This is a genomic window from Neobacillus sp. MER 74, from assembly GCF_023714155.1.
The window spans coordinates 143,740-156,907 of record NZ_JAMAUV010000007.1; the positions used below are offsets into that span (position 1 = coordinate 143,740).

Consider the following 13,168-nt stretch of genomic DNA (forward strand, 5'->3'; position numbering starts at 1 on the left):
TATTAGCAGTTAGATTCTTCGGGGAATAAAAAAACGATTCGAGAGCGTGTCTCCGAATCGTTGGTTGGGCACTATTTTCGATATAATGGAATTAATCCATCTTTTTACACATATTGTACCATCTGACGCCCCCATGTTGGGATGCAGACACACCAAAGTTACGATAGCCATACTTTTCATAGAAGGCTAATAGATCCTGCTTACACGTCAGCGTAATCGTTTCTCGTTTTTTTCTTCTAGCTTCTTTTTCAAGGTGGTCAAGTAAGGCTGCTGCCACGCCGTGCCCTTGAAATTGAGGTGCGACCGCTAATCCTAAAATACTTTGATGACCACCTATTGCTGGATTATTCTTAATCATACTAAATAAGTTATCAGTTATGTAAACTGAATCGATTACAGGACCATTTACTAATCCTGCGATTTCACCATCCACTTCTGCAACGAAGAAACTATCCGGGATCCGTTTGATTCTCTCTTTGAATGCCTCTATCGTTGCTGCCTCTTCTTTTGAGAAACATAGATTTTCGATGATCTCCAACTGAGTCAAATCTTCCATTTTAACGTTTCGTATCTTGATCATACTATCAATCCTCCAACTATCCTTATTATATTCATAATGTATTAGATAGCAAAAAGGAATGCATTGATTATAGAGATTCATTTCTTTAGTTTGAAATATTGGGAATCATTTTGATATCTAATGCAAAAAAACCAGGATTACCCTGGTTTAATCATTTCTTCTAAGATTTTAACTGTCCATACGTTCCTTTTTCCCCTTAGCTAAGGTTCGCCGGTCACTTGCTTTTGGCGGTTCCTCTAACCAGCCATTGTCAATCATAAGATTCGCTCCATCTTCAGCATATCTCAAAAGTTCAATCGTTAGAGCAATATATTTTTCCCCGAGATCCCTTCTTGCTGTAACACTTAACGCTGCTCCATAAAAAGCTATAGCGGCTTGAGTCGAGAGCTGAATTTGATACATCATCCATTTATCAGAAAATGGGGATGTGGTCGAGCTGGTTACGTATGATTGCCATGAGACTGGAGAATTTAGCTTTTCTTCACGAAAAATCTTCTCAAAGGCAGCAATATGTTTAGTAGAAATCTCCGTTCCCCTATTAATATATTTTCGGACCTTATCTGAAACAGCTACCTGGCTAAAACCAACCTTTAATGCGATATGCAGGTGCATCTTGTTCATATTAAAAGTAATATCACCAATTTCCAATGATGTTAATGGACGCCGGTCCCCAAACCATCCAGTTAAAAAGCTTTGATGCTTCACAAAATCCACCGCTTCTGCTGGGGCAATAATTGGCGGCCGCGAATAAATACCCTTAGTCAACATCGTATCGATGGTTTTTTCAAAAAGCAGCATCGTTTCAGTATTACATGACATGTTATATTGACGGAGGTCAGCCCTAATCGAAGTGCTGACAGCAAGGGCATATCCTGTTAACCCTTGTAATATCATTATGTAAATATAATAAAGATAAAACGGATCTTGAAACAGACGTGGGGCTTTTATGTTTACATCCTCATCGGTAAAGCCCTGGGGAATTGGAAATTTTTCATCTTTTAAAAACTTTTTCACATGTTCCACATGTCCTTCGGCAATTTCAAGAGATTGTTTATATATGTCACGAATGTCTTGATCTTCTATATGTTCTAAAGCGTATTTTAGGAAGCAAATGGACATTGTATCAAACATATATTGTGTCCAAAGGCTAGAAATTTCTGGAGCAGTTAATCGAATAATAGGGGTTGGTTCCATTTCACTCGTCCTTTACATGATTTGAAAATATATTTCCCAATTATTTACAAACTTATTCTAATAAAATATTGTTTCTTCTCATAGAGGTATAGGAGCCATCACAACACATATTTCAATAAATTTACCGATATGTCCTTTACAGGCTTGTTTTACAAACATACACTAGAACAATTCATCAGTTTGGAGTGAAAAAAATGTCCACACACCTAATTACAAATGTAAGAACTGCATTGGCATATACGGTACAAGCCATCCGTTATGCTGACAATGCCTTAATCCTTTTCCTCGAAATGTCTGATTTCCCCTTACCGGCTAACCCTATTAAAATCCAATACTATCAAGATGTCATCGACCATTTAACAGAGGTGTATCTTGCCATGAAAGGGTTACCCTTTGATACGTATTTTCCAAGTGATCCCATCATTACAGTCGCCCCTGTTGTTGCCCAAGTTCAAGATAATCAACACCTGATCAATCTTTCGGACAATCGGATTTCCTTAGCATTGGACAAGACGGAAGATTCCATTAACTACGTGGATCAAGCGCTGTTATTATGCGCTGACGATGAAAAACTCAATGGACAGCTTTTTTTTATTAAACTTGGTTTAGTAGAAGCACGGGATGCCTTAGTTTCGGGGCTAAATGAACCTGATTTTGTAGTAAGTTAAGCAACTAGTACGATTGGTTCTTACTTCGTTAATTCTTTTTATAACTATCAATAGGCAGCGAAGCGTTTCCGTCTTGCGCAGAAACGCTTCGCTTCTTATGATTGATTTGTTTTTTCACGAAATGGAGTCAGAATACATGGACCATTTGAACATTCACCTCAACAAACCATTCAAAACATCCTTTTTTGTAAACAGATACGGAGTTTTATTCCTTTATCTCAATAACAAACGGAAATGCTCTTACCTTTCCATTTTGTTTAAATTCAGCCCAAATTTTATAGATGCCAGGCTTATCGAAAGATGTTTCAAAAATGGGTTCCTCGTTATTGGATGGGTGAACATGAAGGAACTCTTTCCCATATTCATCAAGAATTACCACATGCCCCATTGCACCTAGATAAGGAGTCAAATTGGTTTGATCTAAATCAAAGGATAACGTTACGGGTTCACCTATCTTAAATGAACTTACCTTTAAGGAAACCGTTTCTCCTTCCACTGTTTTGTTGAACTTCGTATCTGGAATTAGTTCTTGACCATGACTCGTAATGTTTGGATCGCCAACGATAAAAGGAATCGGCTCTACTTTATATGAGAAATCGGTCGGTTTAATATCGATAAACGCTTTATAAAAACCATCCGGGAGGGTATTTTTTATCGTAAATTCTCCTTTCCCAGTTCGTTCCGGGTGCAAATGGTAATATTTCTGTAGTTGTTCATCAACGATGATTAGATGTAGTTCCTTCTCATGATTCACTTCTAACTCGTCAATCCGGTTACCAGCCTTGTCTTTTAAGAAAATCTTGAGGTTATTTCTATCATTTTGAACAAAAACATTAACCTCGCTGCCTTCATGATTTCCTGAAGCCATTTCATGCCCATGTGTGCTTTCTTTTTCCTGCTGATGACCTCCACTCTTTTCTTGGTTACTTTTGTTTTCACCCATCTCCATTTTATCTCCTTTGCTTTCTGCTTGAGCAGACGTGCCTTGATCTTCGGCAATCCATTGATCATAAGCCTGGAATCCAAAAATGACGATCGTAACATAAAGAATCCCTGCTATCGCCCATTTCCTCATACCTGTTACTCCTTTATTCATGAATTTTTTTGCCTCATTTAGTTTGATTCGCTGTAATCGCAGCGCATTTAATACTACCGATACTGAACTAAATGCCATCGCTGTACCTGCAATCCAAGGTTCTAGATACCCCGCCGCGGCAAACGGAACCCCTACCGCATTGTAAGCAAATGCCCAAAATAAATTTTGTTTAATATTCTCCATCGTCTTTTTACTCATAAAGATCGCATCAGCGATTGTTCTTAAATCTCCGCGAATGAGCGCAATATCTGCGGCCTCTACCGCTATATCTGTTCCTGTTCCTATCGCCATGCCGATATCCGCGGTTACAAGAGCAGGAGCATCGTTAATTCCGTCTCCGACCATCGCGACCTTTTTTGCTTGTTGCTGCAGCTTTTTCACTTCAGCTGCCTTTCCTTCCGGCAATACCTCCGCAATGACCTTGTCGATTCCAACTTCCTTGGCAATGGCATCGGCCGTCCTTTGGTTATCACCAGTGATCATGATGACTTCAAGTCCTAAATCCTTCAGTTGCTGGATCGCTTCTTTTGAGGTGTCTTTGATGGTATCGGCTACTGCAATCATCCCTGCATATACCCTATCAATTGCAACAAGCATCGCTGTTTTGCCGGTCTTTTCGAATGCTGTCATTTGGTTGATTTTCCTCTGAAAATCCACATCGTTCATGTTCATTAATTTTCTTGTTCCGACCAATACTTCTTTGCCATTAACGATTGCCCTGATCCCAAATCCCGGAATCGCTTCGAAATGACTTACCTCGCCAAGCTCGATTCCCTTTTCTTTGATCGCACGGACAATTGCCTCGGCCAAAGGATGTTCCGATTGAAATTCTGCGGAGCCTGTTAAGAAAAGAAATTCTGCTTCGTTTATTCCTGGTTCAATAAGAATGTCTGTTACCTCAGGTTCCCCCTTCGTCACCGTTCCTGTCTTATCTAGCAACACTGTGTTGATTTTTTGAGTGGTTTCTAGATGTTCTCCACCTTTAAAAAGGATCCCAAATTCAGCGGCACGACCAGTTCCTGCCATAATTGATGTTGGAGTAGCCAACCCTAGACCACAAGGACAGGCGATCACTAGGACAGCAATCATCTTTTCAAGGGAATCCGCTAGCTGCCCTGGACTAATCCAGAAATACCAAATGGCAAAAGTGAGAAAAGCAATCGCAACAACTATGGGTACAAAGATCGCTGATATTTTATCCGCATGACGTTGGATGGGAGCCTTTGATCCCTGAGCCTCTTTTACGATTTTAATAATTTGAGCAAGCGCCGTTTCCTTACCCACTTTCAGCGCTCTTATCTTTAAAAATCCATTCTTGTTGATGGTCGCTCCAATGACTTGATCGCCGACCTTTTTATCAACCGGAATACTTTCCCCCGTCAGCATCGCTTCATCCAAGGCCGATTGCCCTTCAATTATTACACCGTCAACGGGCACTTTTTCACCTGGCCGGACTAAAACAATATCCCCAATCATGACCTCTTCCAAGGCAATTTCCAGTTCCAGCCCGTTCCGAATGATGTTTGCCGTTTTTGCCTGTAATCCCATTAATTTTTTAATCGCATCAGAAGATTTTCCCTTTGCTTTTATTTCAAAAAGCTTCCCAAGCACAATAAATGCAATCAAGATGGCACTCGTTTCAAAGTACCTATCAAACATGTTTGGTTCCGGACCAATTGACTGAACGGAAAGATACAGACTGTAAAAATAAGCGGTAGATGTGCCTAGTGCCACTAATACGTCCATGTTTGCACTACGATTGCGCAGGGCTTTATATGCACCTCGATAAAATTGCCAGCCGATGATAAACTGCACCGGAGTGGCAAGTGCCAATTGAACCCAGGTATTCATTAGGAAATCGGGAAGGTTGATAAAAGAAGTAAATTCAAAATCAGAAGCCATCGCCCATAACAGCGGGGTCGCGAGGATGATGGAAAAAATCACCTGTCCCTTAATTTTTTCCAAATCTTTTTCGCGTAGTTCCGCTATTTCGTCATCCTGTTTTAGAATGGCTTGATATCCGATGCTCTCAACCTTTTTTTCGATATCCTCTATGGTAGTCTGAGAAGAGCTATATTCGATGACAGCTGTTTCCAGCGCTAAATTAACATGTACGGTTTTGACACCATCCAATTTTTCTAGCCCTCGCTCGATCCTTGCTGCACAGGCAGCACAAGTCATTCCGACCAAATCGAATTCGACCTTTTCGTTATAATCCATTAACAATCACTCCTTTCTATCGTCAAGTACAATACCCCTGTACTGTATTTAAAAACTAAAAGATTTTTTTCTCTATATCTACATTTTACTTTTTTTCATCATTTTTAAACCGCAAGATGTTTTCGTGTTTCCGCAATTATTTTGCAAGGTGATGAAAAAAACGTACCAATATCATGGCACGTTTTTGCACGTTTATCCAAGATCATATCCCTGTTCATCGATTGTTTCCTTAATTTGCTCCATGGTCACCAGATTGGACTGATATTCAATTGCTACATTCCCATTTTTCAAATCGACTATCACTTTTTCCACACCAGCTAGACTTCCGACACTGCCTTCTATAACCTTTGCGCAATGCCCGCATGACATCCCAATCACATTTAATTCTACCTTTTTCATAATTCATTACCTCTCTTATAGAAATTTTTCTGACAAGCTGCTTTATTAAACACTCCTCAATGCATCAATCGGATTCAGTCTTGATGCTTTCCTTGCAGGAGCAATACCAAATATTATCCCGATCGCCGCCGAGAATCCCAGAGCCAAGATGACGGTTGAGACTGACAAGGCGAAACTTGCTCCAATAATCAGGCAAACGACGAACGCGATGAACACACCAAGCAAGAATCCAATCGTGCCCCCAAAAAGTGACATAAAGACCGCTTCTAGTAAAAACTGCTGCTGGATCCGTTTCGGTTCGGCTCCGAGTGCCTTTCTTAGTCCAATTTCCGTTGTCCGTTCCGTAACAGAAACTAACATCATGTTCATAATCCCGATGCCCCCAACAACAAGTGAAATCGACGCAATCCCACCGAGCATCAGAGATAACATTGTTGTTACTTGTTTAATCGAAGAAATCATATCCTCCATATTCATCACGGTAAAACTGTCAGCCTTGTAGTTAAATGCTTGATTTAATACTGATTCGATATCACTGGTTATTTTTTCAGAGTCATTTGAATCCTTCATATACACATCAACACTTGTAATGTAGCCTGTTCCTAGCAGGCTCATGGAGGTGGTATAAGGGATAATAACTGCATCGTTAGTTGACGCTTCTGAGAAGCTGCTAGATTTCTGTAAAGTTCCGACAACCGTATAAGTAACCCCGGCAATCATCAGCTTTTTCCCAATTGGATCCTCTCCCCAAAACAAATCGTTAGCAATATCGGAACCTATCAAGCACACTTTGTTTTCACTATTGATATCTAATATATTTAATCCTCTGCCGGTATCCACCAGGTCTTTTGTCTTGGAAAAATACACATCATTTTTTCCTTGAACCATAACATCTGTTTTTTCACTGCCGTTATAGACCACATTTGTCGTTCCTGCAAGAGTTGGAGAAACACCCGCAACATCTTCAATGTCTGCCAGTTTTTGAATATCCGTATCTAGTAAACCTTTTTTGAGCGGTGTCCCGATGGCCTGAACTGAGATTTTATCTGCACCAAAGGATGAAAACTCACTGGTCATCCCATTCATGGCGCCTTTTACGATGGTAATTAGCGCAATGATTGAGGCCACACCAATCACAATCCCTAGCATCGTGAGGAAGGATCGCATTTTGTTATGAATAAGATTTATCCAAGACATCTTAAGATTTTCCTTAAACATGAACATGCTCCTCCTTCAGATTTCCGTCTAATATGTGTACAATCCTACTTGCATTTTTCGCAATTTCTATATCATGTGTAATCATAATAATGGTTTTTCCTTCTTCGTGTAGTTCATGAAAAAGCTCCATAATTTGCTGACCGGTTTTTTGATCGAGCGCTCCAGTTGGTTCGTCAGCGAGTAAAATAGTCGGTTCGGTCACCATTGCTCTCGCGATGGCTACGCGCTGCTGCTGTCCTCCTGAAAGCTGATTGGGGCGATGATGTAGTTTATCACCCAGCCCAACCCTTACCAGCATGTCACGGGCTCTTTGTTTGCGGACTTTTTCAGATACCCTCGCATAGATCAGAGGAAGCTCAACATTTTGGATTGCACTAAGTCTCGGAAGGAGTTGGAACTGCTGAAACACAAATCCAACCTCCTGATTACGAATGACGGCCAGTTGTGACTCATTAAGTTCATCCACTTTTTGATTCGATAATGTATAGTCACCGCAGGTGGGTGAATCGAGACAGCCAATCATGTTCATCAGAGTCGATTTCCCTGAACCTGAGGGCCCTAAAATGGCAACGAAATCACCTCTATGAACTGTGAGATTGATGTTATTTAAGACCACATGATCTTCATCGCCCATAAAGTAGGTTTTGGTTATATGCTCCATTTTGAGGATTTGCTCATTCATTATTCATTACCTCCGTGCATCATGGCTGTGTCGGAATTGTTTTTCTCTTGATTCGGAATGAGGACAACCTCGCCAGCGTCCACTCCGCTCTTAATTTCCACCGTCGTACCATCATTAATGCCGGTTTGAATAGATTGCTTTTTTGCCATCCCTTTTTCGGTTGGGATTAATACATAAGGTTTATTTTTACTATCAAATTGAATGGTCTTCATGGAAAGGGTAATAACTCTCTTAGCAGATTGTTTTAATATTTTCGCCTCAGTACTCATGCCCACTTTAATCATTTTGTCTTTAGGTAGATCAATCGTTGCGGTGAAGTATGAAACCCCATTCTCATGAATGGCTTCTTTAGAAATGGCAGAAACGGTACCCTTTATTTCTTTTTCAAGCGCATTAATGGCAACATTGACTTTTTGTTCCACTTTTAGGTATTTCAAGTCATATTCATCGACCTTTACATTTGTTTGTAATGTGGAGTAGTCGACAATATCGATAAGCTGTGCTCCTGACATGACTTCTGCGTTTTTCTCGACATGAATTTTGGAAATCTCCCCGTCAAGGGCTGCTTTAATTTTGTCTCCTTGTTTTGTGGTCAATAAGACATCGCCTTTTTCTACTTGCTCCCCTACTTTCACTTCAATTTCTTTAATCTGCATGGCAGTATCACTCATCATTGTCTTCCTGTTTTTTGCTTCGACGGTGCCTGAAAAGGTGTAATAAGTGGTAATATCACCTGTTATTGCTTTTTCTTCTTCAAGATCCCCCGACCCCTTTGGCATAAATAAAAAGCCAGTTAGGAGAACCGCTGCGATCAGCCCAACCACCGTCCATATGACAAACTTCTTTTTACTCTTCTTTTTCATTTTCTTTCCTCCCGAATGTTTTTTGTTTGGTTCCTGCTTCATATGGGGTTTTTCTTTTGTTTTGGATGATTTCATTGTACGGCGTTTCTATTCCATCAAAACCGCAGACTTTGAGAGAAGCACCGCAAAACTTTTGGGGTAGGCCCGCATGTGGCTTGCAGTTTTGTTTGGAAAAAGGGGTTACTCTCGGATCATTTGAATTTACTCTTGGATAAGGGGCAAATACTCTCGGATCGCATGCGAATACTTTCGGATAACAGGGGATTACTCGTGGATAGGATGCAAATACTCTCGATAACAGTTTTTACTTTCGGATCGAAAATCACAAGAAAAGGACCGGCATACGCCGATCCCATCCCATCTAATATAAATCTTCCGTCGGCAGAATCCCCAGTCCTTTAGCTTTTTTAATCGCTTCTACCCGTGAGTTGACATTTAATTTTTGAAAAAGTTCGGTCAGACTGTACTCCAATGAGCGCTGACTGATTAATAAGGTCTTGGAAATTTCCTTATTACTATGTCCCTTGGCTAATTCACGCAGAAGTGTTTCTTCCTTTTTCCCAATTGTTGTTTTTTCATTGGCACTATCCCCTTGGACAACGATCTCCTGACGTCTAAGCTGCTTAAGAAGTTGCATTGGGATAATCGCCTCTTTCCTTGCAGCGCTGCGGATCGCTTGAACTAGCTGTTCGCGTGTCGACGTTTTAGAAACAAAGCCAGACACGCCTGATTCCATCAGCAAATTAAAATGTGGGGCAATATCAAATCCCGAATAAATGAGAATAATGGCATCAGGAACATCTTCGAGCACCTTTCTCGCCAAATCAGCTCCATTGATATTCGGCATATATAAATCAAACAGGATTACGTCAAAACTTTTTAATCGAACCAAATCCGGGACGAGATAGACATCCGTTTCAATCGTCACATTCATATCTGGTTCAGACTCAATGAGCATCTTTGTTCCTTCGACGACGGATCTATGATCATCCACCAATAATATTTCCATAGTGATCACCTTTTTGCGATGTTATAGTTGGAATGGTAATATCCATATGAAAGCCCTCTTGAGGAGCAGAATGAAACTCCACTTTCCCCTCTAAACTAAGGACACGATTCTCAATCCCAGCTAAACCCATATGTTTAAACGAGCCGCCAAAGGAGGTTAAATCGATCCCAACCCCGTTATCACCATAAGAAAAATGAATATAATCCTGTTTGCTGATCAAATTCATTGTTACTTTCGATGCTTTCGAATGTTTGGTGGCATTATTTAATAGCTCCTGAACTATACGATACAAGCCGAGGATTTGATCCTCATTTAATGAATGGATTAAATCCATGGCAGTGAAGTCAATCTCATAATTAGAAAACATGCGGGCATACGAAAACAGACTCTTTAAAGATTCCACCAGCCCCATTTTTATGAGAAACGGCGGGCGAAGTTCATTACAGGTAATGCGAATTTGATGAATGGCGTCAAGCAGTCCTTCTTCAATTTGCATTAGCTCTTCCTGAATCTCATCGTTAAACTTTGATGTGGAGCGTAATGATTCCAGTTTACGGTACCAAATAATAAGGTCCTGCAATACAGAATCATGCAAATCGCTGGAAAGAGAAGCCCGTTCCTTTTCCGAAAGTCTAAACAAGAGCCGGAGCATCCATTTAGGGGTCTCATTGATATTTACCATGTCCTCAATGCGTTTCATCAAATCTTCAATAAATCCAAGATTATCATATAAAATCGTGACATAATGAACGGCCGTTTCAAGCCACTCTTCCTCTATTTTTTTCAAAGCTTGATCAGTGCTAATCCTTAAATAGATAAGCTGATCCTTTTCGGCAATTTTTACCCATTTTTCCTTTTGGTTACCTAGAGATGCTTCCTTATTTCTTGGAACTTTTTCAATGGATGCACTTGTAACTGCCAATACTTTCTTAACCTCATCAATTAAACGATTTTCTAATTCAGAAACTTTCATAACGTTCGCAAGATCATGGGAGAAACGATTAATACTTTGCTGAAGCGTCTTATATCTTTCTTCACTTTGGATTAGCTCTAATTCCTCTTTTTTACGCTCAGTTATATCCTTAACCATCCCATGTACACCCATTAATTCACCATAAAGGAAGATCGGAACAAAGGAAATATTAACAACGCGAGGATCCGGTTGCCTATAGCGTACAATCCTGCATTCAATGTCTCTTGATTCATGGGTTTGAATGACTTCCGAGAGAACTTGATAGATAGCCAAGTGATCTTCATCATAAATCAACCCTATTAAACAACGATCTGGCAATTCGTCTATTTTGATACCTGTAATTTTTTCAAACGATCGATTAGCATTGACAAAATTAGCCTTTAAATCAATGGAAAAAACTCCATCCAAATTGTTCTCAAATAACGACTTATACCTTTGCTCACTTTCTTCTAATGCTAACTCCGACCGTTTTTTCTCCGTAATATCCAACATCAACCCATCAAGACGTTCGACTGCGCCTGTATTGTCCAAAAACGGGTGGACGATCAGCCTTCCCCATCTAGTTTCATTTTCAATATGGGTATAACGAATGACTTTGTTTACAGGTAGACCCCTATCCAAGTTCTTCTTTACTTCCCCCATTAGCATCAAATTATCCTCTGGGTGGATGTGGTCATGTAGGCGAATCGGGTTATGCATAATTTCATGTCTAGGAATTCCCGATATTTTTTCAATGCTCTCTGAACAAAAGGTATAATAGCTAAAATCCTTATCCGTTGACCATACTGCTGCATTAACACTTTCTAAAATATTTTCTAATAATTGTTCAGCCTTTTTTCGTTCAGTTATATCACGTATCACCGCAACTACATATTTTACATTTCCGAAACTATCGAACACAGGTTTCACCTTGGTCTCAACATGGAGCAGTGATCCTTGGGCGTGAATGGCACGATATTCCATTTTAATTTCTGTTTTGGTTTGGACTGCTTGAAAATGCAAGTCACGAATTCGCTGCCTGTCATCAGGGTGAATTAAGTCAAAGGCGTCCATTCCTTCGTATTGTTCCGCTGTGTAACCAATCATCGAATAAATGGATGGTGATACATAACGAACAATCGTCCGTTGATCCACGAGTACGATTACATCAGATGTGTTATCTGCGACAATTTTATACCTTATATCTTCGTCTAGGAGGTGTTCCATGGTGGATTTTTGTATAATGCCAGTATAAGCAATTGGAGTTGATTCGTTTTCATTAATAGGGATTAATTGCAGTCTTACAGAGATGACGGAACCATCATGACAATAAACAACAAAGGGTTCATGCTCTTTCTTTTCTATAAAGATTAAGTTGGTTAAACCATCATCCCATTGTTTTTGGTCCGAACCAAAGAATTTTTGAAAAGCTTCGTTTACCCATAAAACTTTATTATCAAGTCCAATGATATACATCGCATCTGGCATTTTCTGCAGTAATTGTTGCGCGCTTCGTATAAATTTTAAGTCCGTGCTCATTGCCTACTCCTTTCAATAAGAAAGCATTTCCAGATAAATTCTATATGTTCATTATAATGTAGGTAATGCGGTGAAAACACGCAAAAATTAGGGGGAGGTCCGCAAAAAAGAAAAAGCCTCCAAATGCTGGGGCTGAAAAAGCTATCTGTAAATTTCCATATGAGGTTTTTCTTGTTTATAATAATCCAAGCGATCCTGTAAAGTACCTGTGTGAAACTCAAACTTATGCCCATTCAGGTCCGTAAAGTAGATGGACTTCTTGTCTTTTTCATCCCTTGGACGACCTGGTAAGATAGTAACATTCAAATCTATTAGTTTTTGAACCATACGATCAAACTCTGCTTCCTCAATAGAAAAGGCTATATGTGTGTAGGATTGCTGAATTTCATTTCGGGGGATATCTTTCTCCACATTGAGAGCTAACCACATCCCATTTAGATCAAAATAGGCCATGCTTCTTCCTTTGACCAACAGCTTAGCATCAAAGACATTTTTGTAAAACTCAATAGATTTCTCCAGATCCAAAACGGAAAATAAGAAATGATTGATACCTTTTATGGACACGAATAATCACCTCATATTATCAGGCTTCAATTTTGGTTTGATAAAAATTTGGTCAATGATTGCCAATACAATGACGATAACTATCCCAACGATTATATTTAACCATTGAATTGCCATTAATATACCAAGCGTAATTGACCCATACAAACGTATTGATTCAATTAACTTTCTATGCTTTTCCATG

General features: G+C 39.8%; 11 protein-coding genes and 1 pseudogene. 1 reads left to right on the plus strand and 11 read right to left on the minus strand.

Features of this window, described 5'->3' with window-relative positions:
• Nucleotides 1-91: 91 nt before the first annotated feature.
• Both M3610_RS14145 and M3610_RS14150 read right to left on the minus strand, forming a co-directional pair.
• Nucleotides 92-580, minus strand: coding sequence for a GNAT family N-acetyltransferase (locus M3610_RS14145; RefSeq protein ID WP_251459928.1), 489 nt, complete (start codon nucleotides 578-580; stop codon nucleotides 92-94).
• Between the two features lie 168 nt (nucleotides 581-748).
• Nucleotides 749-1,774 (minus strand): DUF3231 family protein, encoded by a 1,026-nt coding sequence (locus tag M3610_RS14150; RefSeq protein ID WP_251459930.1) that lies wholly within the window; start codon nucleotides 1,772-1,774, stop codon nucleotides 749-751.
• 194 nt (nucleotides 1,775-1,968) lie between these two features.
• Here M3610_RS14150 and M3610_RS14155 point away from each other — a divergent pair, with 194 nt between their 5' ends.
• Nucleotides 1,969-2,442 carry a hypothetical protein gene (locus M3610_RS14155; RefSeq protein ID WP_251459932.1) on the plus strand — a complete coding sequence of 158 codons (474 nt, stop codon included), beginning with the start codon at nucleotides 1,969-1,971 and terminating at the stop codon, nucleotides 2,440-2,442.
• Between the two features lie 1,114 nt (nucleotides 2,443-3,556).
• Here M3610_RS14155 and M3610_RS14160 read toward each other — a convergent pair.
• The 9 genes and pseudogenes from M3610_RS14160 to M3610_RS14200 form a co-directional block, all read right to left on the minus strand.
• Nucleotides 3,557-5,746, minus strand: a pseudogene (locus M3610_RS14160) (heavy metal translocating P-type ATPase); the annotation flags it as partial.
• Between the two features lie 204 nt (nucleotides 5,747-5,950).
• Nucleotides 5,951-6,157 carry a copper chaperone CopZ gene (copZ, locus tag M3610_RS14165; RefSeq protein ID WP_251459934.1) on the minus strand — a complete coding sequence of 69 codons (207 nt, stop codon included), beginning with the start codon at nucleotides 6,155-6,157 and terminating at the stop codon, nucleotides 5,951-5,953.
• A 45-nt stretch (nucleotides 6,158-6,202) separates the two neighbouring features.
• Nucleotides 6,203-7,375, minus strand: a complete 1,173-nt coding sequence (locus tag M3610_RS14170; protein ID WP_251459935.1) for an ABC transporter permease — start codon at nucleotides 7,373-7,375, stop codon at nucleotides 6,203-6,205.
• Nucleotides 7,368-8,057 carry an ABC transporter ATP-binding protein gene (locus M3610_RS14175; protein WP_285851223.1) on the minus strand — a complete coding sequence of 230 codons (690 nt, stop codon included), beginning with the start codon at nucleotides 8,055-8,057 and terminating at the stop codon, nucleotides 7,368-7,370. The genes M3610_RS14170 and M3610_RS14175 overlap by 8 nt, the downstream gene beginning before the upstream one ends.
• Complete coding sequence (locus M3610_RS14180) at nucleotides 8,057-8,920, minus strand: efflux RND transporter periplasmic adaptor subunit (protein ID WP_251459937.1); 864 nt, start codon at nucleotides 8,918-8,920, stop codon at nucleotides 8,057-8,059. Before M3610_RS14180 ends, M3610_RS14175 begins: the two co-directional genes overlap by 1 nt.
• Nucleotides 8,921-9,281: 361 nt before the next feature.
• A complete protein-coding gene (locus M3610_RS14185; RefSeq protein WP_251459938.1) occupies nucleotides 9,282-9,929 on the minus strand; it encodes a response regulator transcription factor in 648 nt (215 codons plus the stop codon).
• Nucleotides 9,907-12,420, minus strand: a complete 2,514-nt coding sequence (locus M3610_RS14190; protein ID WP_251459940.1) for a PAS domain-containing sensor histidine kinase — start codon at nucleotides 12,418-12,420, stop codon at nucleotides 9,907-9,909. The genes M3610_RS14185 and M3610_RS14190 overlap by 23 nt, the downstream gene beginning before the upstream one ends.
• Before the next feature lie 141 nt (nucleotides 12,421-12,561).
• Nucleotides 12,562-12,984 carry a FosM family fosfomycin resistance protein gene (gene fosM / locus M3610_RS14195; RefSeq protein ID WP_251459941.1) on the minus strand — a complete coding sequence of 141 codons (423 nt, stop codon included), beginning with the start codon at nucleotides 12,982-12,984 and terminating at the stop codon, nucleotides 12,562-12,564.
• 6 nt (nucleotides 12,985-12,990) lie between these two features.
• A complete protein-coding gene (locus M3610_RS14200) occupies nucleotides 12,991-13,167 on the minus strand; it encodes a hypothetical protein (protein WP_251459943.1) in 177 nt (58 codons plus the stop codon).
• Nucleotide 13,168 lies beyond the last annotated feature (1 nt).